The organism is Nostoc sp. ChiQUE02 (genome assembly GCF_034531305.2).
In the GTDB taxonomy this organism is placed as follows: Bacteria; Cyanobacteriota; Cyanobacteriia; order Cyanobacteriales; family Nostocaceae; genus Nostoc.
Map to the genome: position 1 here is coordinate 1 of NZ_JAVRBN020000045.1, position 26970 is coordinate 26970.

Sequence of the window (26970 nt, forward strand, 5' to 3'; positions counted from 1 at the left end):
ACTAGTAGTCTGGCAAGCCAACTTTGCTAGGTGAGACATCCGGATACAACCGTCCCATTTTACTGCGTGCATCCGTAATTTTAAAGCGCCAATCTACACTTGCTTTCCTAGAATTGCGATCGCTCTGGCGATCGCTTCAGCCGGAAGCGCGATCTTGCGGAATTCCTGCATACCTTTACCAGCTTCGGCGTCAGTAATGCTATCCGCTAGTTCAGACTCCGTTACACCTGGCGAGATGACGGTAACGCGAATGTCGGTATTTTCCTGACGCAGCCCCTCCGAAATTGCCAGCACGGCGAACTTGGTAGCTGAGTAAACCGCGCAGGTTGGCCAGACGGCGTGTCCGCCGATCGAGGACAGGTTGATGAACTGGCCGTATCCCTGGCCTTTCATCAGTGGTAACCCGGCGGCGATGCCGTTGAGTACGCCACGGATATTCACATCGATCATCCAGTCCCATTCATCGACTTTGAGCGCTTCTAGCTTCGAGAGTGGCATGACGCCGGCATTGTTCACGATGACATCAACGCGACCGAATTTGCTGTGAGCAAATTCCACAAAGGCTTTGAAGTCATCGCGACGGGTAACATCGAGGGTCTGGTACTCCGCCGACCCGCCCTCAGAGCGGATGGCAGCCACGAGGGTTTCCAGGCGCTCCGTGCGCCGTGCGCCCAGCACGACGTGGATGCCCTTGCGAGCGAGTAGACGTGCTGTCGCCTCACCAATACCACTGCTTGCGCCTGTAATCAGTACAACTTTCTGTTCTTTGGCGCTGTTTTCGTTGGTAGTCATAAGACGGTATCTCCAAGTTGTTGTAAGTTTATGTGTATGGGTTACTTTGTATACTGGTACTCCCTCGTTTTATCTCCCCAATGGCGGCAATGGGCAAGAACGCGGCGAGGGCGTATGACCAGACTGTTACCTTCTGTTGATGGCTTTTCTCTAATAGTCGAGGAGTCAGCTACTGCGCGGTCTTGGATTGATTGGATGTTCAGCACACTATTAATCTAAGAGAGTCAAAGCCTGCTGCGGTAATCTGAACCTGCGGAAATCTTGCCTAATCCTGCATTTTTCTTTATTGCCTATAATCAAAAGATCGGCTGACCTAAGCAGCTGAATATATTGCGGCTGCTCTGAGTGTTAGTATCATAAGGGCTTTCAAACGACATTTATGGAACAGACAGTTAGAAAGCAGCAGTCAGAGCTAGCTACTCTAATTGCACAGAATAGTAGTGCTGATGGCGTCCATGCCACGGCGATCGAGCGGTTGTTCCTGATCCGCTCTTCACAACCAACTGCACCTCTCCATGCCTTGCATGAGCCTGCTCTATGCATCGTCGCTCAGGGCAAGAAGCAGGTGATGTTGGCGGACAATCTCTATGTTTATAGGTCAAGACCAATGTTTGGTGGTGTCGATCGATCTGCCTGTCGTCGGCCAAGTGATTGAAGCCACGCCAACCGTTCCGTATCTATGTCTTCGGCTCGATTTAGATCCGGCAGAACTCAGCACACTGATGATGGAGGCGAAACTAGACGCTGCTGCTAACCAACCACTGGAACCGGGCTTGTCTCTTAGTCCTGTTAACCCTCAAATGCTGGATGCAGCCATACGACTTGTACAGTTGTTGGAAACCCCCCAAGATATTGCCATCCTCGCGCCTTTGATTGTACGAGAAATTCTCTACCGTTTGCTATCTGGTGAACACAGTAGGCGATTGCGACAGATTGCTCTAGCCGATAAACAGCTCCAGGCGATCGGCAGGGCGATTAACTGGCTCAAATGGAACTACTCACAACCATTTCAGATCGATACGATCGCTCGCGAAGCGTGCATGAGTCCCTCGTCTCTTCATCATCACTTCAAGTCGGTCACCACCATGAGTCCTTTGCAATATCAAAAACAACTTAGACTTCAACAAGCTCGTCGCTTGATGCTGGGGCAGGGCATGGATGCGGCGACAGCCAGTTATTACGTGGGTTATGAAAGCCCCTCACAGTTCAGCCGTGAATACAGTCGGTTGTTTGGCGCACCACCCTTGCGTGATATAGCTCGGCTAAAAAGTGGTCAAGAAATGTAAAAAAGACTGGGGAAGAAGCAGGGGAGCAGGGTGCAGGGGGCAGGGGGCAGGGGGCAGGGGGCAGGGGGAAATTCCGCTCCTCTGCCTCTTTTCAATGGCCAATGACCTCAGTTTTGCACTCAAAAGTTAGAAGCGATCGCACTTAAATCTGGCTCGATGAGTGAGTTCAGCAATGTCCACAACTGCAAATCAGTAAAATCTGGAATTGCCATAAATGCGCCGACTTCCTGCAATACTTGCGGGTTGTGGGTGGAGGCGATGCCAATAGTGCGGATATCTGCGCTCACCGCTGAACGAATACCAGAGGGAGAGTCTTCTAAGGCGATCACTTCCTCTGCTTGAATCCCCAACTTATTCAGGGCAACTTGGTAGGGCGCAGGGTCGGGTTTACCTGCTATACAATCATCCGCTAAAACAACTGCATGAAAAGCTTCTTTGATTCCCAAAACCTCTAGCATAAATTCTGCATTTAATCTAGGGGCATTAGTTACTAATGCGCGTTTTAACTGATGTGTATCTGTCCATGCTAGTAGTTCAGAAAATCCATTCAATGGTTTGAGATGCGGGGCGAGTTTGCGGAAAAGCGCCTCTTTTTCGTCTGCAAATTTTTGCCCTTCTGCTGCTGATAATTGTGGCAGAATGTCCTTAACAATTTCTGGATTTAGCCGCCCACTAATTCGCGATTTATAAAATGTTTCGTCAATTTCTATGCTGTAATTTAACAGCATTTCCTGCCAAGCTCGGTAGTGTATGGGGTCAGTGTTGACAATAGTGCCATCTAGGTCAAAGAGAATTGCAGCCAGCATGATTTTTAGGTAAAATGTAAATAATTGTTAACTTAATTTAAATAGTTTACATTGTTTTTTTGTCCTTAATGATTGTTCCTTGGTCAATACAGGGCAAAAAGTCACAAATTAAGCTGCTAAATCCTAAAACCTATACTGGATAGGGCATGTAAGGGCAGACCAGGTAGAGATTCTCAACAAGCTGCCATATAATTGATAACCTTCTATGTAAGCAAATGCTAGCCGCTACAAACTTTTTTCGCGTTGATGATCTACTAGTGCAGATTTACAACTCTGAAGTCGAAATGGCCCAGGATGTTGCCGAAATCGCGCAAAAGCATTTACAGCAAGTTCTCAAGCAACAAGATACAGCTGCTGTATTGTTAGCAACAGGTAACTCCCAACTTAAGTTTCTCGATGCTTTGATTGCATTGGGTGGTGTGGATTGGTCACGGATTATTATGTTCCATCTAGATGAATATTTGGGAATTACTGCTGACCATTCTGCTAGTTTCCGGCGTTATATGCGAGAACGTGTAGAGAAGCGGGTTATTCCTCAGAAATTTCACTATATAGAAGGTGATACATTGCAACCAGTAACAGAGTGCGATCGCTATACTAAACTACTGCAAGCACAACCAATTGACTTATGCTGTCTGGGTGTTGGCGAAAATGGACATTTGGCTTTTAACGATCCAGCAGTAGCAAATTTCCAAGATCCTTACAGTGTGAAACTAGTGAAACTGGATAGGGTTAACCGTCAGCAACAAGTAAGCACAGGTCACTTTCCGAATCTAGAAACTGTTCCGCAATATGCTTTTACTGTCACCATCTCAACGATTTGTTCAGCTAAAAAAATTATCTGTCTTGCTCCAGAAAAACGTAAAGCTAATGTCGTAAAAGAGATGTTGCAGGGGTCTATAAGTACAGACTGTCCGGCTTCTATTCTCCGTCAACAATCCCAAGCAACGTTATTTTTGGATGTTAATTCTGCTAGTTTGCTGTCGTGAAAAGGGAGGGAACCCCGAGTTCCCCAATCCCAATTCCAGCGATTACGCGAACGGTAAGTTATAATCCTAGCAAACACATACTGTTAGCAGTATCAAATGCTGCCATCAACAGAAAGTGCATCTCCCTCCTACCAGCAATCCAAAAAACCCCCAAGACCTTTTCTTAGTATGCGGACTCCAAAGTTTAGGGCAACATTGTGTTGCAGTCCTAAAGGAGTATGATGTTAAAGTCAGCGCCATTGATGATGTGCAGCCTGAACATTGGGAAGTCCCAGAAGTCCCAAGCTTACTAGAAAAGTTAATCATCGGAGACTGCCGCCAGCCAAGTATTCTTGAGCAGGCAGGTATAAAGCAGTGTCGTTCAATACTTTTAGTGACAAGAAATGAGCGGATAAATATAGAAGCTGCCTTTGCAGCACGGCGTCTTAATCCGCATGTTCGCCTGATTGTACGTTCTGATAAACAAAATTTTAACAAACTCTTGTGGGAAAATCTCGGCAATTTTGTTGCCTTTGAGCCGACTCATCTCTCGGCTCATGCCTTTGCTCTAACAGCCCTCGGCTCTGAAGCTATTGGATATTTCACTTTAGAAGGGCAACTATTGCAAGTAATCAAGCACCAGGTACAAGCGAAGGATAGCTGGTGTAATGGCAAGCCAGTACATAGACTCAATCTCACAACTCGCCGCATCTTGAGCCACACAACTGTTTCATCTGACCCACTCAAAGAATTGTTTGGGTGGAACCCAGAAGCAGAAGTGCAGGTAGGAGACACCCTAGTTTACATTGATGTTGCATACGATTTGACTTTATCTGAGCAACACCGAAAATCTCATAGTCAAAGGTGGCAATGGCAACAGTTTATCCAAGGCATCACAGCGAAGAATCTTAAGCAGAAAATAGTGCAATTTTGGCAATCTTACTACCAAAGCCAAAATCAAATCCGGCGAATTGCGACAATCTATGCAATTACTGTACTTATTCTATGGTTCGTTGGAATAGTTCTTTACCGCTTATATTATCCTCACATCACTCTCCAAGAAGCTTTCTATGCAACAGCAGTTTTGCTGCTGGGAGGATATGGAGATTTATTTGGCGGTGTTGAGTTTACATCGCAATCAGAACCCTCAGACCATATGCCTTGGTGGTTACGGTTGTTTAGCCTGGGACTCACCTTGACAGGTCAAGCTTTTGTGGGAGTATTATATGCACTGCTGACTGATGCTCTTGTCACTTCAAGATTCCAGTTTTTCAATTCTCGTCCTCCCATACCACAACGCAACCATGTAGTGATTATTGGCTTAAATCGCTTGGGACAGAGAGTGGCTGCCCTTTTGCAAGAACTCAACCAGCCGTTAGTAGGAATTCATTCTACCACTCTCGACCAAAACACTTTACCCGATATGCCCCTTATCGTTGGCAATGCTACCGAAGCGCTTACTAAGGTGAATATCTCCCATGCCAAAAGCATTGTTTTAGTTGGGGACGATAACATGGAAAATCTAGAAATTGGTTTGATGGCTCATGCAATAAACCCCGCCACTAGCTTGATTATCCGCTCTCAAGACCGCCAATTTAGTGATAATGTAGCCCCTCTATTTCCCTATGCCGAAGTTCTGTGTGGTGCGGCTTTGTCGGCGGAGGTCTTTGCTTGTGCTGCCTTTGGAGAAAACGTTCTGAGCTTATTTCACTTGAGCGAACAAATAGTCATGGTGACGGAATACAAGATTGAAGATGGCGATACTCTTAACGGGTTGCTTCTATCTGAAATAGCCTATGGCTACAGTGTTGTGCCGATTCTTTACCAGAAATATCAGCGAGACAATTACTCCTTGATGCCTTGGTATGATGTTAAGCTTTATGCTGGCGATCGCTTGATTGTTTTAGCCACAAGTAGTAGTTTGCAGCGAATTGAATGGGGTGAAATGCTGCCTCGCCTTTGGCAGGTGCAGATTGAAAAAGCTCTAACGAGAAATGCCATTATGTATGGTGCTGAAGAGATAGTTTTGATTACGGGATGTAGTTCCACTACCGCTAGACAATGGATGAATAATTTGCCTATAGTGTTGCCAATTCCACTTTATAAACATCAAGCTCAACGTCTCGTGCGCGAGTTAATAAAAGTACAGGTTTTGGCAAATGTAATCTTCATTGGGCAACCTTGAATCTCAGATGAGCATAATTCAAAATAAATAATTCATAATTATTACCCCATGCATATAGCTTGCCCGTTGCGGTATGCGCTTGCTCTGAAATATCGATGCGCCGTGCATTTTTATTGATCAATATCGTTTAGTTTAGCAAGTCGTAATTTGATCGCATCTCAGACCTGAGAGTGTCATCGCAAAAAAATTCTGTTACCAAAATTGTTACGAGTGCATTGTGCTTGGGCAGTTACTTTATCATGATATACAGTTAAGCTCCTTACACCACACGGAAAACCGTGAAACATAGTGTTTGTTTCACGGTTTTTTCCTTTACAGAAATGATTTAAGGGCGTAGATATGCAGAAAACAGTTGAATTTAAACACTGCTCTGCTAACTACGAATCTACTACACATACTGTTATTTATTCCCTGCTTCCCCAGAGACTGTGCCCAAATCTAGTCTCCACTCCTGTTTGAGCAATTGCTGGAAAGTTTTTTCCCGAATCAACATCTGCTCATACAGCACAAGCAAAAACTCTTGAGCTTGTTCATGGGACATCTGTTGCACTTTGTCAGCAAAGCAACGGATGCTAAATTCTTGCTCTAATGATAATTCGATGGGCTGATTCATTATTGGCTCCTGCATTAATTGGGGGCAAAAACTAGAAGCTTAAAACTAGCGTGTTGGATATGTTTAAATTCCCAGAATCCAGATTAAGCCTCTCTAAATCACCGTGTCCAGCTTTTAGTTAGTAGCTAACCTGTTTACACAGAGTTATTGAAGTAGGTTACCCAAAGAGTTCCAGTTACTCCAAGAGCTATTAACAGATATGTAAAAAATCTGCCTAATTCAGGTTGTTGTCCTAGTACCTTATCCTCTTGACCACCAGTGAAAAATAATGACCAGGCTTGATTGGCATTAATCTTCTCAAATTTGTTAAAACTAGGTCTAAAAACTACTGCTCCAAGCAAATTTTTGTTGGGATAATCAAAATCGGTTTTCATGATGTTCTCTCTATTGATTTATTGATTTGACAAGGTGATTCTTGTTATCTGTTAACTAAATTCTGCATCAGGCATTTTTGCCCCTCTTAGATTAGTCATTAGGCTGATTCTTTTCAAATCTGCCTGAGCATATCGGTCTAAAACTTCATTGGCATCCATATTGGTTGCCTCGCAACGAGTAGCGTTGTCGCTGTATGTTTTTATTATAGCTATATTTCGAAATATTTAGTTTTATTTCAAATTACAAAAAAATATTAAGTCAATTTTTTGCATATCTAACTTTGAGATGCGTAGGCGTCTCGCCCCTTGTCACCAGACATTGCAGTTTTGCCTCAGAAATATCTCTGTGTCTACCCTCTTGCGCTAAAGTTGCAAATGAGCGTGCATCTAGAGCTAGGAGGAAAGAGTTGTGAAAGCAGTCTTGATGACAGCAGCTGGCAGTCCCGAAGTTCTACAAGTACAGGATGTCCCAAACCCTGCTGTTCCTGTAGGTAATACTGAACTTTTAGTGCGTTTGGTGGCAGCTGGCATTAACCCCATTGACACTAAACTCCGTAGTCGAGGCACTTTCTACCCCGATCGCTTGCCGGCAATTTTAGGATGTGATGGTGCAGGTATTGTCGAAGCGGTAGGTGCTGGGGTTCAGCGTTTTCGCCCAGGCGATGAGGTATATTTTTGCTATGGTGGCTTGGGCGCACAGCAAGGCAATTATGCTGAATATACCGTTGTGGATGAGCGGTTTGTGGCACGTAAACCCGCTTCCATCTCCTTTGCAGAAGCAGCCGCAGCGCCTTTGGTATTAATCACTGCCTGGGAAGCTTTATACGAACGGGGACGATTGGAACCTGGGGAACGGGTTTTGATTCATGCGGGTGCTGGTGGTGTGGGCCATGTAGCAATTCAATTGGCGAAACTTAAAGGTGCTACTGTTTCTACCACAGTTGGTTCTGATGAAAAAGCTAATTTCGTCAAAGAACTCGGTGCTGATTATGTAATTTTTTACAAACAAACAGACTTTGTGCAAGCGGTATTAGATTGGACTGGCGGCAAAGGCGTAGACTTGGCTTTTGATACCGTAGGCGGCGAAACCTTTCACAAAACCTTCCCCGCAGTGCGAGTGTATGGCGATATTGTGACGATTCTCGAACCAGATGCCAATACTGTTTGGAAAACTGCTAGACTACGCAATCTCCGCATTGGTTTAGAATTAATGCTGACTCCAGCGTTGCTAGGATTGGAGGAAAGTCTCCAGCACCATGCAGAAATTCTCGAACAATCTGCCACTTGGATCGATGAAGGCAAGTTAAAAATCCATGTTAGTCACAAGTTTCCTTTGAAAGAAGCGGCTAAGGCGCACCAATTGATTGAAAGCGGGTCTGTGGCGGGTAAAATTGTTCTGCTGATTAGCGACGAATGATCGAACAATTTGCATAATTTATTTTTTAAACGCAGAGGCACACAGAGGTTAAACGCAAAGGTACGCAGAGGGGTTTTTCTGCATACCTTTGTGTTACTTTGCGTTTTACTTCTCCTCTTCCTCCCCCTACCTGCTTGGGCAGCACAAACGCAGCCAGAACGCACACCCTTAACTCTGGAATTATTGCAAGAACGACTACGCACACCGATGCTCCGCGAAGGAAATTTGACTGTAGATTTGCAGAAAGTGGTGATTGATTTGCGCCCGGAAAACGCCAGCTTTCGCGATGCTTTCTATCAACTGCTGCGAAAAGAACTAGGTACAAAACCTCTAGGTTTAGACCTCAGCTATGCCCTGATTTTGGGGGATTTTGTTGGCAGCGATTTGGGTTTAAGAACACCCTTGTATGCAAAAGCGATGTCTGGCGATAAGCTACGAGGCGTTTACGCTCCGATTTTTACAGCTACCGAACAAGAAGAACTAGAACGTTTGCGCTTCGTTTGTCTAGAGTCACTCGCGATGTCTACGACGGGCTACGCCTACGCTTTACCCAACTCTAAAGATTGTCGATCGCTTTTAGGAACAGAGTCAACCCCATCCAGTGAAATCACCGTCTTTCGTGGTGTCTTGACACTGGTGCAAACTCGCTTCAATGGCGAAGTGAAGTTCTCCAATACATTTTTTCTTCAGTCTGTGGATGCCCAAGGTGCAACTTTTCTCCAACCCACTAACTGGACTGAAACCAGATTCGCTCGTCCTGTTAGTTTTACCAGTGCTAACTTCCAGCAACCAAGCAATTTTCAGGGCAGTATTTTTTTTGAAAAAGCTAATTTCAAAAAAATCAAATTTCAGGAACTCGCTGATTTTCAAGGCAGTATCTTTGAAAAAACTGCCAATTTCAACCAAGCAACTTTTAAACAGTTGGCTAAATTTAATAGTGTGCAGTGGCAAGGAAATGCTGATTTTTCTGATGTGGATTTTGCCAATCAAGCCCAGTTTACTAAAGCGGATTTTAATCAGTTCCTCCTTTTAACAGAAGCAACTTTTGAGCAAGCTGTAAGCTTTCGGGAAGTGGAATTTAACCAATTGGTAAATCTGCAAGGTGCAAACATTCTTAACCAAGCAGATTTTAGTGATGCGAGGTTTGCTACAGATGCTTGTTTAAGCGTATCTGGTTTAACTTTTAACTCCAACCAAGCAAAAATTCTAGGTAATCCCGGTCAGATTGGTAAGATGTTCTGTATCCCTACATTGCAAGGTAATCAAAACATCTTGCGGAATTTGGGGCAAAATTTCCGTCAGCAACAGCAAGTTGCCGATGCTAATGAACTGGAATATACAAAACAACGACTGCGATTAATAGAGTTAGGCCATCGTCTTACGGCTACAAATATTAATAGTGCAACTGTTGCAAGTTTGATTAAATTGGGTTTTTCTGCAACTCAAGCTCAAGCGATCGCCCAGCGTCGTCTGGTAAAATCTTTTCGCAGCAGCAATGAGTTACTCACTTTAGCAGACATCGATTTAGAAAAATATACCCAACTAAGCACAGACGTGCAACAGCTTGTCGCTAGACATCGCCTAATTGTTGGCGAACCTCTTTCCATAGGCGAGTGGTTACTGCAAGCTTGGAGTTGGTTGGCGTTGAGTGTTCTGCTGTTGTTGAGTGGCTATGGGACAAATTTTTGGTTAGTGTTTGGCGTGGGAGGATTAGCGATCGCTTATTTCGGCTTACTGTTTTGGCTAGTGGATCGCTGTCGTCGGCTGCATCCTGTACCAATTATTCCCACATCCTACGAAACCATTTCGATATTAGTCAGTTTTAGCGTTTTAGAATTCTTCAGTTTACTAGCGATCTTTCGCAATGCTCAACAACCTTGGCTGACATTGGGGTGTCTTTTAATTATTATTGTCCCCGTCCCAGTCGCTTTATTGATCCGACTTTACCAACAAGGTCGTTATCACGATTTAATCAACGTTTCTTACTTCACAGAAGACGGCACATTTCGGCAGTTACGATTATTGATTGGACGTTTGCCAGTCATACCAAGGAATCAGACATTTCGGGAACGATATATGCCTTTGTTGTGCGATCGCCGTTGGAACTGGCTCAACTACTATGATTTTAGTCTCAACAACCTAGTTAAATTAGGATTTAATGATATTCGCCTGCGAGACGAACACCTACCAGGTATCATCTCTGCACTTGCTTGGTATCAATGGAGTTTGGGTTTAATTTACATCACCCTCGTTTTGTGGACACTTTCCCGCACAATTCCGGGATTGAATTTGCTGATATATTTGAAGTAATTTTCTTGTACCTTGTTTTTTCCACAATGCTTTCTGAGCAAGCTTTTTAAGATTTAACGGAAAAGTCAGGCTTTATTGCAACGACCTAATTATCATGTCAGTTCCCTTATGAGCAATCATCATCGTTGCTGCCGCCGTATTTGCAGTTATTGGAAGTGGAAACACAGAAGAGTCAATTACGCGTAGCTTAGACGTGTTACGCACCTTGAGTTCTGTGTCCACCACAGAATTCTCGTCAGATCCCATCTTACAAGTTCCGCAATAATGTTGTGTTGTATTAGCGGTTTGTCTAATATAGTCCTCCAAATCTTCACCAGGTTGTGGAGCGATTTGGGCTTCACGCCATGAGTCTAAACCTGTTTGTGTGCAAATGCGTATGCTTAACTCAAGCGCTTTTTTACACTTCTCTAAATCTTCAGGTTCAGTAAGATACCCTGGGTCAATCAGGGGAGCATCTTCAGGATTCTTTGAGGACAAAGTAACAGTTCCCTTACTTTTCAAGTGCATTAAGTTTGGCCACAACCAAAAAGAATATTTAGATTCAGGTGGCATACCTTTCAAGGTTCCAACACCTACACTGGTTTCTATGTCGATAACTGAACTACTGTTTTCTGTAGAGTCAAAGATAACTGCTGGTGCTAGACCGTATAAATAAAAAGGTAAATCTTGACTACTTGGTATAGAAAATCCGACACTCACAAAAAGGTCATCGTGAAAATTCTTACCAACTTGCGGAACATTTGCAACTACAGGAATACCAAGTTTTTTTAATTCGTTTTCGTCGCCGATACCTGAGAGCATCAAGATTTTTGGGCTTGCGATCGCACCTGCACTCAAAATAACTTCTTTGTTTACCTTAGCAAACTGTTCTCGATTATCTTTAATATATTTAATACCAACTGCTATTGAATTATCAAATAAGATTTGGGTTACAAAAGCCTGACTTAGCACGGTTACATTTTGATATCCCTTTGGTTGGAAAGTGCTATACGTGGTTTCTCGAGTCCAACTGGGTGTCTTAATCACGTTAAATTGAAATTCAGCGTATCCATATTGACTCGAATTGGTATTGTAGTCAAAATTATAAGTCAAACCACTTTGATTGGCGGCAGCAAACAAGTTTTCAATGAACTCATCTCTTTCTCCTTTTATCACTTTCATGGTCTTTTCTACCGCCTCAAAATGTGGTCTAACATCATTCCATGACCAACCCGGCGCTACCTGTCCCCACGCATCAAAATCAGAGATGCTACCTCGCACGTAGACCATAGCATTATGTAGCGCACACCCTCCTAAAACTTTTGCTTGCGGTAGGCTAATAAAACGATTGTTTAAGTTTGGTTGACTTACTGACTTATAACCCCAATCAATTTCAGGATAGTTACTCAAAACTTCATACCAGTCACTTGGTGTCCACATTTGTGAGTTATTTGGACTGCCTCCAGCTTCGATAAGGAGAATACTTATATTTGAGCTATGAGCAGCAAGTCTTGAGGCAACTATGCTCCCAGCAGAGCCAGCACCAATAACAATATAGTCATAAAATGTTTCTTTCATTTTGCTCAACTCCTTGTAAAGTATGAAGCTTATGTTAACCTTCGAGCCGACACAATCCTTTTCAGATAAACCCAACAATCTCTCTTTTTGGTCTAGGGAAAGGTTATGGGTAAGGGGTAAAGGTAAATTCAAACCGTTTCCCTTTCCCCTTTTCCCCAAAACCCGAAAAGTATTGGTTTGCGATCGCACTACAAAGTTAAGTTAATGCGTCGGCTTGCATTTTTAATGCGGCAGCCGCCTTGTTAATGCATCGACTTACATTGTTAATGCAGCGGCGGCCTTGTTAATGCGTCGGCTTGCATTGTTAATGCGGCGGCCGCCTTGTTAATGCGTCGGCTTGCATTGTTAAGGCGACGGCCGCCTTAACAATGCATCGGCTTGCATAAGCTAACCCAATACGCTTGGGTTAAGATAATTGGTGTAGATAATTGGTCTTTGAAGACGCGATGAATCGCGTCTCTACATCAGGGTTTTGGGCTTATCTGAACTGTATTGTAAGCTAACCTACTTTTTCTCTAACTTTGTTTTAAACTGTCGTGTTTACAATTTGCATTTTTTTTAATTTGGGGAAAAGCTTCAAATCCTTTCCCCATCCCCGTATCTATTCAAAGGGGAAAATTAAGAGCTTTACAGTTTATCTAAAAACTTCATCTTACTGTTATTTTGTGCGTTGTATTGGGCACATTAAATATAGAGTTTAGCACTTATGCATATATGCCTAATCAAGATACGACACGTCGTTTACGTCTTCAAACCATTAGTCAAGATGTTACCTCTTTCCACGGTTTGCAAACCGTCAGCACCTACGATACAACCCGTTCTAATGCCTCTGTTACAAACATCCAGCAAGCTTATCAGGCAATGTTGGCGCAGCAACAAGCTGAAACCGAGAAACTAGCTTTATACCGTGCTGCTGTCGATGCTGCTCGATTGGCAGAATGGGAATTTCACAATGCTGTATTAGCCATGAAAGAAGTTGTGCGCGGACAATATGGCTCAGATAGCGATCAAGCCCAAGCGGTTGGATTGAAGAAAAAATCAAACCGCAAGCGTCCCAGCCGCAAAAAATCGGTTGCAGTTGCAAGTTAATAATCTATTAAGTTTAAATTGATCGGTAAGCAAGTTCGTAGTAAGGACTTTAGTCTTTATTTTCTAAGTACTAAAGTGCTTACTACAAACTGTCAAGCGATCATTCCCTCTTCAACGTTATCTGTGCCAGTGCGAACCTCGCGTATACGTTCCTCGTCGAGATTTTCCGGTAGAAATCCACCTGCCTGCATTTTCCATAATCTGTAGTAAGCGCCGCCGAGTGCCAGCAGTTTGGCGTGGGAACCATCTTCGATAATGCGACCTTTATCAAACACCAAAATCCTATCTAGATGGACGATGGTAGATAATCGATGAGCTACCACAATGACCGTTTTCCCATTCATTGCTAAGTCGAGGGTATCCTGGATCGCTTTTTCGGTGATTGAATCAAGGCTAGAAGTGGCTTCATCTAAGATCAGAATCGGCGCATCTTTGAGGATTACCCGTGCGATTACAATGCGCTGTCTCTGCCCTCCAGACAACTTGACACCACGTTCACCCACCAGAGAATTGTAACCATCTTTGCTTTGAACGATGAAATCGTGAGCATAAGCCTTTCGTGAAGCCTCGATTACTTCCTCATCAGTTGCATCCAAGCGTCCATAACGAATATTTTCCAGCAAAGTGCGATGGAACAGAGATGGATCTTGGGGAATTAAGCTAATCTGAGCGTGTAAGGCATCCTGAGTCATATCTCGAATATCGACCCCATCAATGATAATCTGTCCAGATTGTGGGTCGAATAAACGCAGAATCAGATTGACAAAGGTGGATTTTCCAGAGCCGGACAAGCCCACCAGTCCGACACGCTGTCCTGGTTGGATGGTGACAGAAAGGTTGGTGAAAACTTTCTTCTCATCTGTGTAGTTGAAATTTACCCGCCGAAACTCAATCTTACCTTGAGTGATTGAGTGGGCGATCGCGCGATCGCGATCGACCAACTCGTGGGGTTGAACGATGGTAAAGACACCATTGGCGACATTACCAATATGTTCAAAAAATTCCAGAAAGCGGCGGCTCAAATTACGCGCTTCACTGATGATCAACAGTGATAAGCTGGTTGCTACAACAAAGTCAGCAGTAGCGATCGCTCCTTGACTCCAAAGAGAAAGCGAGTAATACAGTGTGCTGATTTTCAGAATGGCTGCTGAGATGAACTGAAACCAGCGAATTCGCTCTGAGTACCAGTTGGACTCTCTCACGTGTTTGAGTTCGTGCCTTAATTGCTCATTCAAATAGCGTCGTTCAAAACCGAAGCGAGCAAACAGTCGGCTACTGATGAGATTTGTGACTGTATCTACGATGATGCCAGTTGTCTCACTTCTGGCGGCTGCGGCTTTTCGGGAGTAAAATCGGCAGCGAGTTGCCAGCCAGAACGAAATACTGATGAAGAGGACTGCCCATATCCCCACAAGTGCGGCCAGTGGAGGATAAGCGCGATACAGTACCGTCGTGGCGACAGTATACACGACAATTACTGGCATAAATTCAGTAATCATCATTTGCATCGTCTGGGTAACACCCAGAGAAGTTTCGCTAATTCGATGTGCCAATGCCCCGGAAAAACTGCTGCTCAGGTAGCGATGTGAATGGTGTTGTAAGTAGGCATATAGCGATCGCACAATGTGCTGTCGGTGGATCGGATGCAGGATGGTTTGCAAGAGTCCAGCCGATCGCCCGAATATCACTTCACCCACACTCAAGGCGATGAACAACATCAAGGGTTGCCTCATGGCATCAAAAATGGGCTTGCTGTCGCCCGTCGATCGCGTTACGCCCCGGATGATCTCGCCAATGGCATAAGGCAACAGAATGCCGCACGTTGCGTGTATTACCTCCAGGATCACCATTAACACATACCACCAGCGGAACTGGTTAACGAAATAGCAAATGAACCTGAATGGAGTTGATGGCAAATCTGGTGCATCAGGAGCACGTTGAAAAGATTTGGATTGTCTAGCTTTTTTCGTCATGAAAGTCGATCTCTTAGCATCATTTTAACTTTTCTACCAGATAAAAATGGACGACTGGATAAGCCGTCCGATGGCATTAGAGACTTTTAGAAGTACTCCACTAGACCATAATTTCTTGTGGTGTGATTGCAGCATAAACATCAGGCGGAAGTAAGGCTTCCTGAATGTTGATTTTCTTTGGTATTACACCCTCTTCAAAGAACAAATCTGCTACACGCTGTTGTTCTTTAATTAATGCCGGGCTAAGTCCTCTGCGTCCTACGAAAGTGCGACGAGACATCACCTTTTCTACCACATCTGCATCGAGCTTTTGTTCAGTTATCATCAATTTGGCAACTTCGCCTCGATTTGCTTCTGCCCACTTGTCGAGGTTATTAAGCTCCTCAATGATAATTTTTAGCAAGCCAAGATTTTCTTCGGCAAACTTTCTGTCAGCAATATAATAAGCACCAGGAGAATCTAGCCCAACAGAATCTTTAAGAACTCGAATTCGACCCATCTTTTGAGCGATCGCATAGTGTGGATCTCCTGTCATCCAAACTGGAATTTTACCTTCGAGAAAAGCAGCCCGTGCCTCGATAGTAGGCAGACTTCTGATTTTAATATCTTTGAGTGTTAACCCGATTGATTGCAACGCTCTGATAATAAAGTAGTGTGATGCCGAGCCTTTTTGAAAGTAAACTTCTTGACCCTTGATATCCTCAAATTTCTGAAGCGGAGACTCTGGCGGAACAGCAATAACACTACTTGTCCCCGTCCTTTGATCTCTTTGTGTACCAACTACATAAACTAGTTCTGACCCAGCAACTTGTGCAAAAATTGGTGGCGTTTCTCCCACCGATCCCACATCAACTTTTCCCGCAGCCATCCCTTCCATCAGTTGGGGCCCTTGGACAAATTGCGCCCATTCTACCTTAATCCCCAAAGGCTCTAAGCGTTTCTCTAAAACTTTCCGATTTCTGAAGAGATCCCCTGCGCTCTGATATCCCATGCGTAAAACTTTAGCCTTTATCCCCAGGGAACTTTCACTCGCATTACTACTATTTATTAAAGAAGACTGTTGGCTTTGTTCGCTACAACTTCCTAACAAATATGCCATAGAAAAGCCACATAGCCCTGAAGTAGCAAAATGGAGAAAACGGCGGCGTTTAATCATAGCTATTTTATCCATGAGATATTTCTGGTTGTCATTTGTCATTTGTCATTCGTCATTTGTTATTCGCTGCATCCCTAATCTCTAACGAAGAGAATCTCCCCTTCGGTATTCGGCTGTTAGGTCGTCTAACTTTTGTTTCAAATTGTCGTCAAGTTTTAGTTCTACTGCTTTGAGGTTGTCAATAAGTTGTTGTGGGCGGCTAGCACCGATGATGGGAGCAGTGATAATGGGATTAGATAAAACCCAAGCTACCGCTAGGGTGGTGAGGGAAAATCCGGCGAGATCCGCTACTGTGCGTAAAGCTTCGACAGTATTAAATTCGCGATCGCGCCAGTAGCGTTCTTGATAACGTTCTGCGGCAGCACCTAACGTAAAACGCGTACCTGACGTGGGGCCTTGAGTAAAATTGTGTTTACCCGTAAGTAGACCACCCGCCAAAGGATTGTAGGAAATTACACCTAGCCCTTCTTCTTTCGCCAGGGGCAATAGTTCTCGTTCAATTTCGCGGAATAACAGGTTGTAACGGGGCTGAATTGAGACGAACTTGGTTAGATTGCGCGTCTCGGCGCGACCCAAGGCACGGGCGAGTCGGTAGGCTAAAAAGTTGGAAACCCCAATGTAGCGTACTTTACCAGCACGAACCACTGCATCCAGCGCTTCCAAAGTCTCATCGAGGGGGGTTGAAGCATCGTCGGAGTGCAATTGATACAGGTCGATATAATCGGTTCCCAACCGCCGCAGAGAAGCATTGATCGCATCCAGAATATGTTTACGCGAAGCCCCCTGATCCCAAGGTGCAGGGCCAACCCGGCCGACGCACTTGGTAGCCAAGATAAAATGTTCGCGTTTGCCTTTCAACCAGCGCCCAACGATTTCTTCGGTGCGCCCAGCAGTAGCAAGCCCACCGCCGAGGGGATAAACATCGGCTGTATCCAAAAAGTTGATTCCACCATCGGCAGCCGTGTCGAGGATGTGCCTAGAAGTTTCTTCGTCGGTCTGCAATCCAAAGGTCATGGTGCCGAGACAAAGGCGCGAAACAGTCAATCCAGTTTTACCGAGATTGGTAGTTGGTAACGTCATAGAGATATTGTTGATAGAGAAAGTTTTGAAATTTTTAAATAGAATGCGACGTGCGTTCCGCCCCGCTTCTCTACGAGACGCTACGCGTAGCTTGCTTCCCCGGAGGGGTACGCTAACGCAAAACTAAAAGCCTATGCAAGACATCGACTAAGCCATGATTAGCCCGATGTCGGCATTTTTTAAGGTGTGAACCAATTTAACCAACCTTCCCAGTTTTGTACGATCGCCGCAAATTCTGCATAACCATCTGCTTTTGGGTGAGCGCCGTCATTGGCTTTTGCTTCTACTAACCAGATCGGTGAGTTTATCAAACTGGAAAACACATCGAGATACGGAACATCTAGTTGATCGCAAACCAACGCGAATTCCTGTGACAAATTTGCAAGAATTTGATTTCTTTTTTCTTGATCGACATCACCGCAGGGTGGCGGACTAACCATCAAGATCGGATAGAGTTGCTTTGCTTGGCTTAAGATACTGCGAGCATTTGCGATCGACTCTGAAAGTTCGATTCCTTGCTGTTTACCCGCCCATCCTGAATCGTTTGCCCCAAAGGAAAACACTACTCGACCATCGAATTCTTTTGGAAGACGATAGGAGACTTCCGAGTACCAACGTTGTTTGAGATACCGACTTGTCTCTGCCCGCACCCCCAAGTTGTAATGGGTGATAGCGTATCCTCTTGACTCAGCATTGCGGCACACTCTACCTGTCCAACCCAGAAACTCTGGATCGCCTGTGCCATTGACAAAGGATTCACCAATAAAACAAATTCTGATTTCTTTGCGAGAATCTGACATAATTCAACTGCATTTTGGCCGAAAGAGTTCGGTTTTGGCTTGAGAAGAAGCATTATGTTCATGATTCTAGAAGATATTAATATATTGTTATGTTAGGCAGGCAAGACTTCGGCGTGAGCGCTCAGTCGAACGCTGCCTACCTCAGAGAATATTGCAAGTTAGTTTTTGAACATTTCACCTCAAGCGACTACAGGAATTTCACGACGGTTCTGGGAAATTAGCCACTGTTGTAACTTCGGATCGCCGTATACTTCATCTGCAATAAAATGATCGCCTTCCGGTAGCACTGTCAAATCAACTTTCCCCCCTACCTTGCGTAAGCGCTCAACAAAATTCTCTGTATCCTCAATCGGCAGATTTTTATCCTGTCCACCTTGGAATATCTGAACGGGAATGTTTTTGAGTGCAGCTAGTTCGCTTTCTGCTAATGTTTTCGGTACACGTCCAGACACAGGTACTAAACCTGCGAAGCGATCGGGATGTAAAGCAGCGATATGCCAGATACCCGCCGAGCCTAAGCTGAACCCAGCCAATATCACCCGCGCTGGATCGACAGGCTGGGAAGCGATCAGTTCATCAAGCAAAGCAAGCACATCATCTGCTCGATCTGCCCAAGTCTGTTCGGCCAGAATTTGGGGTGCAGCGAAGACATAAGGTAACGAGTCGGATAAATCCACGAAACGAGGTAAACCCCATTTCAGTAGCACATTCAGATCCGTCCCGCGATCGCGTCCTCCATGCAGAAAAAGTACTAATGGTGCAGGTTTGTTGGCATTGTCAGAAACAGGCGAGAAAAGATAAGGCAAGGAACCATTGCTAGTGTCGTGAGAGCGTTGTTCAACGGGCATTGTTGTGACTCCTAATTTGATTTGGGGATTGGGCAAAGAGGCAGAGGGGCACACTTCGGCTGCGCTCAGTGACCAGGGTGCAGGGGGGAGAATGAGTAATTAATTTACCTCTTTCCCCTTCTGCTCCCTTGCTTATTCATCTCGCCTTTTACACTCCCACTAGGCTCTTGTCCACTTGTTTAAATTCGGTGTTACCTACCTTAGATTCGATCGCTGTACCCTTAAAGAAATCTGGGTTAGCTTGGGTGTAAAACTTGTAGGGATTAGCGAATACATAGGACTTAAAGTCGGCTTCGGAAATAACGCCTTCTTGTACGAGATCCCAGCTTTCAGCCAAGGGGGAAGTCAAGTCTGGCACATCCCAGTGACCAACATCGGAGGAATAGATGGCGTTGATTTTGACTCCCAAGGGATTGGCTTTATCGTTGAATGCCGTAGCGATGGTGCGATCATCGGACTCAGAACCAAAGAAGAAACTATTCACCCAGCGATCGCGGATGTCTTCAATTGTTTCAATGCCTGCTGCTGCAAAATCATCCAATTCGCTACCAATCGGCGCGCGGCTATGACGGCTGAATGAAGCTCCCAGTACAGTCTTGGTCAATTCATCCTTATCGAGGGAATGTCCTTGAGTAATTTCTGCACCGTAGCGCTCAAATATCTCAAACAACTCATCGGCATTTGTCAATGCTGGATTGTAGTTTTGCAGTGCCTTAACATTGCGCTTGGAAAACCGATCTACCAAATGGATGTAGACGCGAGCACCCCAATCTGCCCCACCTTCCAGCATCGCTACGCGCAACTGCGGAAAACGCTTGGTAACACCACCGAAGAACAACGCCTTCGCAAATGCTTCCGAACCATCGGCGAAGTGGCCGATGTGGTTATTCATGTAGTTACTGATAGAGGAGCGGCCAGTCCAACCCTGACTGCCGTAATGGGTGGTTACGGGTACGCCCAGTTCCACAACTTTTGCCCAAAAAGGATCGTAGTCGTATTCACTATCTAATCCGTAGAAGTCGATATAAGAAGCGTACTTGGCAATTTCGGGGAATTTATCGGCTGGATACTTATCAGCGATCGCTTTAATCGGCCGTTTCACACCGCCAGTGATATTAATCACCTTTAAGCCCAGTGTTTTCACAGCAAACTCTAGCTCCTCAATGCCTTCTTGGGGAGTAGTTAATGGGATGCCAGCGACCGGTGTCAGGCGATCGCTATATTTCCGGTAGATATCAGCATGATAGTGATTGACTGCACGTTGCAGTGCCTGACGGTTCTCTGGACTCGCTCCAGCAGGTGCCAAAACATTGTTGGGAAACAGCACCGAATAGTCTGACCCTTGCTCTGCCTGACGCTCATAGAGGAGTCCGGGGAGGGTATAAGTAGCAAGATCCAATGTGTTTTTAGTAACTCTAGCCCACCAAGGCGATCGGATTGTGCGGTTATATTGACGTTCTTCAGGAGTTTGTTGATACCAGTCTTTACCATTGCTCTTGGAGTTAAGACGGGAAGCTTCAGTCTTGCGTAACTCATCTACAAGTTTCACACCACCGTACTTAGCGATGTAATCCTCAAAAGCTGGCGTGAAATCATTGGTATGAACGTCGGTGTCGATTACTGGATAATCAAGGGTTGCTCTGATTGCAGCAGAGCGTGAGGTCTTCAATCGGCTATATTCAGTCATGTTTTTTTCCTTGCCTACGGCACAAAAATTACAGGTTTTTTTCAGCATCCAATGCTGCTATTGACAAATAAATTTCCTGTAGAGACGGCGATTTATCGCGTCTCTCCACAATCGCGTTTCCCTACGATTTGATGTAGGGCGGCGATCTACAGAAGGTGCAGTTTAAAAGGTATGGCTTAAACATCTGTGAAAAATTCATTTACGCCACCACCAAGTTCTTGTCCACTTGTTTGCTGGTAAGACCATTGCTCGGTCGACGCAATCCGAGATTTTCACGCAAAGTACTGCCCTCATATTCGGTACGGAACAGTCCACGTTTCTGCAAGATGGGGATGACCAAGTTAACGAAGTCGTCCAACCCTGTGGGGAGGATTGGCGGCATGATATTGAAGCCATCTGCTGCACCGTTGTTGAACCATTCTTCCAACTGGTCAGCAATACTTTCGGGACTACCAACTATGGTGCGGTGACCCCGCGCGGTAGCGACAGAGAGATACAACTGGCGCAGGGTTAGGTTACCGCGATTTACGAGATCCGTCAGCAACTTGAGGCGGCTTTTACCACCATTGGTATCACTGGGCAACGGAGGTGCGAGATCGTCGAGTGAATAGCCGGATAAATCGATGTCTTTATAACGCGTTTTGAGTAAGTTCCATGCCACCGATGGGTGAATTAGCGATTGCAGGAATTCGTATTTTTCCTGAGCTTCTTCTTCAGTGCGGCCAATCACTGGGAAAACACCCGGCATGATTTTCAGATCGTCCAGTTGGCGGCCATATTTAGCCAACCGACCTTTCACATCGGCATAAAATTCCTGCGCGTCTTCCAGCGTTTGGTTGGCAGTAAAAATAACTTCAGCAGTTTGTGCCGCAAGTTCACGACCGACTTCCGAAGCACCAGCCTGCACAATCACTGGATAACCTTGAGGCGGACGACCGACGTTCAAAGGGCCTTTTACAGAAAAATGTTTGCCTTTGTAGTTGAGTGTATGCAGTTTATCTGGGTCGAAATAGACACCAGATTCTTTGTCCCGGATGAAGGCATCATCTTCCCAGCTATCCCACAGGCCTTTCACCACTTCCACAAACTCTTCGGCGCGTTCATAGCGTTGGCTATGCTCTAGGTGCTGGTCACGACCGAAATTAGCAGCGGCATTCTCATTCCCTGTGGTGACTACATTCCAGGCTGCTCGACCGTTGCTCAGGTAGTCTAGCGAGGCAAACTTACGTGCAAGGGTATAGGGTTCTTCATAAGTGGTCGAAGCAGTAGCAACAAACCCAATGTGTTTAGTCAGTGGGGCCAGTGCAGAAAATAGTGTCACTGGCTCGAACTTAGCTAATTTGCCGTTACGCTTCAGCACCTCCAGTTCACCGTTATCTTGTAGGCTGGGGCTATCAGCAAGGAAAACTGCATCGAACAAGCCGCGTTCAGCTGTTTGGGTAATTTCCTTGTAATGCTCGAAATTTAGCCCAGCATCTGCTTGTGAATCGGGGTGTCGCCAAGCAGCGATATGGTGACCGGTGGCTTGAATGAATGCACCTAAACGAAACTTGCGTGTTGTACTCATATACTTTTTTTCTATAGTGCGTTAGCGGTTGGTCTCGCTGATTTGCATACAGCTAATCGCTTTTTATGTCTGCTTAAGCACAGTGCAGATATAAAAAGTCATTTACGCCAACACTAATCTTTCATCCACTTTTTTGGCGGCAAAACGATTGCCCGGACGACGTAGGTCAAGGTTTTCACGCAAGGTACTGCCTTCGTATTCGGTACGGAACAGTCCGCGTTTCTGGAGGACGGGAACGACTAGGTTAACGAAGTCATCCAATCCTGTGGGGAGGATTGGCGGCATGATATTAAAGCCATCTGCCGCACCGTTGTTGAACCATTCTTCTAACTGGTCGGCAATAGTTTCGGGAGTACCAAGTATGGTGCGATGACCTCGCGCGGTAGCAAGAGAGAGGTACAACTGGCGCAGTGTAAGAGTGCCACGAGTAGCCAAATCTCTGACGAGTTTGAGACGACTTTTGTTAGTGTTGGTGTCGCTGGGTAGTTCGGGAGCTACATCATCTAAAGAATATTTCGACAAATCCACACCTTTGTAATAGTTCTTTAAAATTCCCCAGGCTACATCGGGATGGATTAACGATTGCAGGAATTCGTACTTTTCTTGAGCTTCTTCTTCGGTACGGCCAATGATTGGGAAAGCGCCAGGCATAATTTTTAGATCGTCTGGCGATCGCCCATATTGTGCTAGCCTGCCTTTGATGTCAGCATAAAATTCTTGGGCATCAGCTAGAGTTTGATTGGCAGTAAAAATCACCTCAGCAGTGCGTGCAGCCAAGTCCCTTCCCGATTCGGAGGCTCCAGCTTGAACAATTACCGGGTAGCCTTGGGGCGGACGACCGACGTTTAAAGGGCCTTTTACAGAAAAATATTTGCCTTTGTGATTAAGTGTATGTAGTTTATCTGGGTCGAAATAGACACCAGATTCTTTGTCACGGATGAAAGCATCATCTTCCCAGCTATCCCATAGTCCTTTCACCACTTCCACAAACTCTTCAGCTCGCTCATAACGCTGGCTGTGTTCCGGGTGATGCTCAAGTCCGAAATTACGCGCAGCATTCTCATTCCCCGTGGTGACTACATTCCACCCCGCCCGGCCCTTACTCAAGTAGTCCAGCGAGGCAAACTTCCGGGCCAAGGTATAGGGTTCTTCATAAGTAGTCGAGGCGGTGGAAATGAAGCCGATATTTTTGGTAACGGAGGACAAGGCCGAGAAGAGAGTGACCGGCTCGAAATGGGCGATTTTACCGTTGCGATACTGAGTTTCTGGAGCGCCGCCCCAAACTCCAGGACTGTCCGCCAGAAAAACTGCATCGAATAAGCCGCGTTCGGCAGTCTGGGTAATTTCCTTGTAATGCTCGAAATTCAATCCAGCATCTGCTTGTGCATCGGGGTGTCGCCAAGAGGAGACATGATGACCGGTGGCTTGAATGAATGCACCTAAACGAAACTTGCGTATTGTACTCATGCTTTTTTCTTTTCTTAAATATTGCGTTAGCAGTAGCTCTACGGTTGGTATGGCTGATTTGTATATAGCTATGTCAGTTATGATTTGACTGCTGCTACGAACCGAATTGTAAGCAAGTTTAATAGCACAGCAGAATTAGGGATGCTGCTGCTTGGTACTCGAATTACCATAAATTTATCTAGTAATTTTACCCAGCAGATATGAGCCTACACGATCAATAGAAAAAAAGATGTGCTGGAAATCACAATATTATGAAAAACTAATAATTAGTTTTACAAACATTAAGTATTACGAACTAATTATTCACTAAGTATATAGTTATGTATGATGCCCAAAGGTTGTTAGACAATACTCTATGTTCGCTTGACCTCTGCCCACAACTAGAAACTGAGGGTTTTCACTCTGGCAATTGTTCACTGGTTTCAAGATTCTGTTTCATTGCAGCACCTATGGCATGAACAGTTGGCTCTGTACTTTGTAGCAAGGTATGTGCAACATTATTCTGGTCAGAATGACTGCGATTTTGGCTAAGTTTGTATTTCCCTTCCAAGCGTGTGATGGTCATCTCAAAACCAATAATGCCGTTCATCATTCCTTCGCGAAAGTTATCGGATAAGCTATGCCATTGAGATTTATACTCAGAGCCATAGGTGTCAATCATGTCTTCAATCATCTGATCCATCAATTCTGGTGAATCACCAAGGGTAATAACTTGGGGCACACCATAGGCGTGTACAGCAATGTAGTTCCACGTCGGTACACTCTCTTGCTTCTCATATAAAGATGGCGAGATATAAGCATGGGGGCCAGTAAATACAGCAAGTGCCTCGCCTACCCCAAATACCTGCCATTGAGGATTTGGTTTGGCAAGATGACCCGATAGTTTAACCACATTATTTTGCATTGTGACAACCAGCGGAATATGTGAGGCAACAGGGACATCATTCAGAATAGACACCAATGTGGCAAAACTATTCGCACGCATGAAGGCGACAAGTTTCTCAATGTCATCTTCTCGAAAAGCATTGGGGATGTACATGATCCTTTAACCTCACTCTCATTCCTCTGGACATGATAACGAGAGGTGTCGTAGTTTTTTGAGGTACAGGTATAACTTTTGCTCATTCAATCATACTTAGAGACAAGGGACTTCCAACTAAAAAAATATCCTATCGCTGTGGAGGCAGGGGGCAGGGAGCAGGGAGCAGGGGGAGAAAGAAAAAATCTTATCTGAGTAAATTTGGATAATTTATTTTCTGGAAGTCCCCAATCATTGTCTCTAAGTGTGATTAAGAAGGCGATCGCATCTGTTGATAAAATACAATCACCTAACCCAAGCCCATTGCGATCCGAGTTATTTTTTGACGCTTCCTAACACTTCCATCACTTCTGCTTCCGGTTTTACCCTAGCTTCTCCTTCTAGAAATTCAGCCACTTGAGCCTCAATTTCATCGCGGACAATTTGGCGATATTCCAAGAAATGCTCAATTTGGGCGCAAACAGCTAAGTAGCTACTCACCCCACCCGGATTATGCTGATACATATTCCACAAGTTGCGCCAGAATTGCCAGCGCGTCTGACGACGTATACCCTGACGCCAACAAATAATCAGAAACGCTCGGAGTACTTTCCAGTTCAATGGTTTCTTGGCAGCTTTGCCCTTTTTGGGATAGGTTGCTTCGCCCAAAAGACGGAAGTGCTTGTATGTACGCTCCAAAAACCGCTCTGGCTCATACAAATCACAGAAGGCCTGCACATATTCACGAGCGATGTCTTCTAACGGTCGAGTTGGGACAAAATTCATCAACGTGGTTTGGTTGATGTTGGCAGATTTATTGCGGAGTCGTCCTTCCTTTTCTAATCTATGCCAAAGGGCTGTATCTGGAAGCGCTTGCAGCATACTAAATAAGGCTGTAGGAATTGCTGTTTGCTCGACAAACTTGACAATTCGTGCGCCGGCTCCTACTTTCTCGCCATCAAACCCAATGATAAAGCCTGCCATGACTCGCAGCCCTGAGCGGGTAATCCTATTCACCGCCTCACTGAGTGAGTCTCGCGTATTCTGGTATTTCTGAGTGAAAGTAAGACTTTCTTCATCGGGGGTTTCAATGCCCAGAAAAACAGCTCCAAAATTACACGCTACCATCAAGTCCATCAGTTCTTGATCTTGGGCTAAATCAACTGAAGCCTCTGTGGCAAAAGAAAAGGGATAGTTATGTTCTACCATCCAGGGCAAAAGAGATTTCAAAAATAATTTGACATTCCGCTTATTGCCGATGAAGTTGTCATCCACCATAAAAATACTGCGCCGCCAACCCAGTTTGTAGAGGTAATCAAGTTCTGCTAATAGTTGTTCTGGGTTTTTGGTGCGGGGTTTACGACCGTATAGCACAATAATGTCACAGAATTCACATTGAAAGGGACATCCACGGGAAAATTGTACTGACATCTCCGCATAGGCTTCAAACTCTAGCAAGTCAAAGCGAGGAGTTGGTGTGTTGGTGACATCTGGTTTTTCACCACCAGAGCGAAAAATACCTGTGCGATCGCCCCGTGCGATCGCTGCTACAAATAAGGGTAGAGTAATTTCCCCTTCGTCCAATATCAAGTAGTCTGCTCCGGCGGATGTCATTTCATTCGGGAGCGCTGTCGGGAAGGGTCCACCCACCGCGACCAGTTTACCTCTTTGCTTTGCTTCCAATATCTGAGAGAGCAAATCCTCTTTTTGGACAATCATCGCCGACATAATAACCAAATCGGCCCAAGCCCATTCTGCCTCTGTACAGACGCGAACATTTCGATCTACTAACTTGAAATTCCATTCTTGGGGTAAAATCGCCGCTACAGTCACTAAGCCTAAAGGTGGTAGCATCGCTTTACGGTCTAATAAAGCCAGTGTTTTTTCAAAAGACCAAAAACTTTTTGGAAAACGGGGATATACAAGTAAAACGTTCATATTCGATGCTTATAACCCTTGATGTTTGCTGCTGGTTGA

At 45.0% G+C, this 26970-nt stretch carries 22 protein-coding genes; 7 read left to right on the top strand and 15 right to left on the bottom strand.

What is annotated here, in order from left to right; translation table 11 throughout:
• Window positions 1-93: 93 nt before the first annotated feature.
• A complete protein-coding gene (locus RM347_RS29415; protein WP_322717038.1) occupies window positions 94-792 on the bottom strand; it encodes an SDR family oxidoreductase in 699 nt (232 codons plus the stop codon).
• A gap of 379 nt (window positions 793-1171) precedes the next feature.
• On the opposite strand from RM347_RS29415, the gene RM347_RS29420 reads away from it, so the two are divergent.
• Entirely contained in the window at window positions 1172-1447 is a 276-nt protein-coding gene (locus RM347_RS29420) for an AraC family transcriptional regulator (protein WP_322717037.1), read from the top strand.
• A complete protein-coding gene (locus tag RM347_RS29425) occupies window positions 1440-2078 on the top strand; it encodes an AraC family transcriptional regulator (RefSeq protein ID WP_322717036.1) in 639 nt (212 codons plus the stop codon). Before RM347_RS29420 ends, RM347_RS29425 begins: the two co-directional genes overlap by 8 nt.
• Before the next feature lie 119 nt (window positions 2079-2197).
• Here the strand turns inward: RM347_RS29425 and RM347_RS29430 are convergent, their stop codons facing one another.
• A complete protein-coding gene (locus RM347_RS29430; protein WP_322717035.1) occupies window positions 2198-2884 on the bottom strand; it encodes an HAD family hydrolase in 687 nt (228 codons plus the stop codon).
• Window positions 2885-3099: 215 nt separating this feature from the next.
• On the opposite strand from RM347_RS29430, the gene RM347_RS29435 reads away from it, so the two are divergent.
• The gene (locus RM347_RS29435; RefSeq protein WP_322717034.1) at window positions 3100-3873 is read left to right on the top strand and encodes a glucosamine-6-phosphate deaminase; all 774 of its coding nucleotides are present in this window, start codon (window positions 3100-3102) and stop codon (window positions 3871-3873) included.
• Window positions 3874-3988: 115 nt separating this feature from the next.
• Window positions 3989-6037 (top strand): potassium channel family protein, encoded by a 2049-nt coding sequence (locus RM347_RS29440; RefSeq protein WP_322717033.1) that lies wholly within the window; start codon window positions 3989-3991, stop codon window positions 6035-6037.
• A gap of 400 nt (window positions 6038-6437) precedes the next feature.
• On the opposite strand, the gene RM347_RS29445 is transcribed toward RM347_RS29440, so the two are convergent.
• Both RM347_RS29445 and RM347_RS29450 read right to left on the bottom strand, forming a co-directional pair.
• The gene (locus RM347_RS29445; RefSeq protein ID WP_322717032.1) at window positions 6438-6650 is read right to left on the bottom strand and encodes an NblA/ycf18 family protein; all 213 of its coding nucleotides are present in this window, start codon (window positions 6648-6650) and stop codon (window positions 6438-6440) included.
• A 134-nt stretch (window positions 6651-6784) separates the two neighbouring features.
• A complete protein-coding gene (locus tag RM347_RS29450; protein WP_322717031.1) occupies window positions 6785-7024 on the bottom strand; it encodes a hypothetical protein in 240 nt (79 codons plus the stop codon).
• A 409-nt stretch (window positions 7025-7433) separates the two neighbouring features.
• On the opposite strand from RM347_RS29450, the gene RM347_RS29455 reads away from it, so the two are divergent.
• On the top strand, window positions 7434-8441 hold the full coding sequence (locus RM347_RS29455; RefSeq protein WP_322717030.1) for a zinc-dependent alcohol dehydrogenase family protein: 1008 nt from the start codon (window positions 7434-7436) through the stop codon (window positions 8439-8441).
• A 9-nt stretch (window positions 8442-8450) separates the two neighbouring features.
• Window positions 8451-10751, top strand: coding sequence for a pentapeptide repeat-containing protein (locus RM347_RS29460; RefSeq protein WP_322717029.1), 2301 nt, complete (start codon window positions 8451-8453; stop codon window positions 10749-10751).
• A gap of 72 nt (window positions 10752-10823) precedes the next feature.
• On the opposite strand, the gene RM347_RS29465 is transcribed toward RM347_RS29460, so the two are convergent.
• Window positions 10824-12308: a GMC family oxidoreductase gene (locus tag RM347_RS29465; RefSeq protein WP_322717028.1), complete on the bottom strand. Its 1485-nt coding sequence runs from the start codon at window positions 12306-12308 to the stop codon at window positions 10824-10826.
• 714 nt (window positions 12309-13022) lie between these two features.
• Between RM347_RS29465 and RM347_RS29470 the strand changes: the two genes are divergently transcribed.
• The gene (locus RM347_RS29470) at window positions 13023-13397 is read left to right on the top strand and encodes a hypothetical protein (protein ID WP_322717027.1); all 375 of its coding nucleotides are present in this window, start codon (window positions 13023-13025) and stop codon (window positions 13395-13397) included.
• A 92-nt stretch (window positions 13398-13489) separates the two neighbouring features.
• Here the strand turns inward: RM347_RS29470 and RM347_RS29475 are convergent, their stop codons facing one another.
• The 10 genes from RM347_RS29475 to RM347_RS29520 all read right to left on the bottom strand — a co-directional run bounded on the left by RM347_RS29475 (window position 13490) and on the right by RM347_RS29520 (window position 26931).
• Complete coding sequence (locus tag RM347_RS29475; RefSeq protein WP_322717026.1) at window positions 13490-15370, bottom strand: ABC transporter ATP-binding protein; 1881 nt, start codon at window positions 15368-15370, stop codon at window positions 13490-13492.
• A gap of 100 nt (window positions 15371-15470) precedes the next feature.
• Window positions 15471-16526, bottom strand: a complete 1056-nt coding sequence (locus RM347_RS29480) for an aliphatic sulfonate ABC transporter substrate-binding protein (protein WP_416211875.1) — start codon at window positions 16524-16526, stop codon at window positions 15471-15473.
• 81 nt (window positions 16527-16607) lie between these two features.
• Entirely contained in the window at window positions 16608-17606 is a 999-nt protein-coding gene (locus RM347_RS29485; RefSeq protein ID WP_322717024.1) for an aldo/keto reductase, read from the bottom strand.
• 179 nt (window positions 17607-17785) lie between these two features.
• The gene (locus RM347_RS29490) at window positions 17786-18406 is read right to left on the bottom strand and encodes a GDSL-type esterase/lipase family protein (protein ID WP_322717023.1); all 621 of its coding nucleotides are present in this window, start codon (window positions 18404-18406) and stop codon (window positions 17786-17788) included.
• A gap of 179 nt (window positions 18407-18585) precedes the next feature.
• Complete coding sequence (locus RM347_RS29495) at window positions 18586-19254, bottom strand: dienelactone hydrolase family protein (protein ID WP_322717022.1); 669 nt, start codon at window positions 19252-19254, stop codon at window positions 18586-18588.
• Window positions 19255-19402: 148 nt separating this feature from the next.
• Window positions 19403-20941 carry an amidohydrolase family protein gene (locus RM347_RS29500; protein ID WP_322717021.1) on the bottom strand — a complete coding sequence of 513 codons (1539 nt, stop codon included), beginning with the start codon at window positions 20939-20941 and terminating at the stop codon, window positions 19403-19405.
• A 199-nt stretch (window positions 20942-21140) separates the two neighbouring features.
• Window positions 21141-22508 carry an LLM class flavin-dependent oxidoreductase gene (locus RM347_RS29505; RefSeq protein WP_322717020.1) on the bottom strand — a complete coding sequence of 456 codons (1368 nt, stop codon included), beginning with the start codon at window positions 22506-22508 and terminating at the stop codon, window positions 21141-21143.
• 102 nt (window positions 22509-22610) lie between these two features.
• On the bottom strand, window positions 22611-23975 hold the full coding sequence (locus RM347_RS29510) for an LLM class flavin-dependent oxidoreductase (protein WP_322717019.1): 1365 nt from the start codon (window positions 23973-23975) through the stop codon (window positions 22611-22613).
• Between the two features lie 397 nt (window positions 23976-24372).
• Window positions 24373-25014 carry an FMN-binding negative transcriptional regulator gene (locus tag RM347_RS29515; protein WP_322717018.1) on the bottom strand — a complete coding sequence of 214 codons (642 nt, stop codon included), beginning with the start codon at window positions 25012-25014 and terminating at the stop codon, window positions 24373-24375.
• Window positions 25015-25329: 315 nt separating this feature from the next.
• The gene (locus tag RM347_RS29520; RefSeq protein WP_322717017.1) at window positions 25330-26931 is read right to left on the bottom strand and encodes a B12-binding domain-containing radical SAM protein; all 1602 of its coding nucleotides are present in this window, start codon (window positions 26929-26931) and stop codon (window positions 25330-25332) included.
• Window positions 26932-26970: the final 39 nt, after the last annotated feature.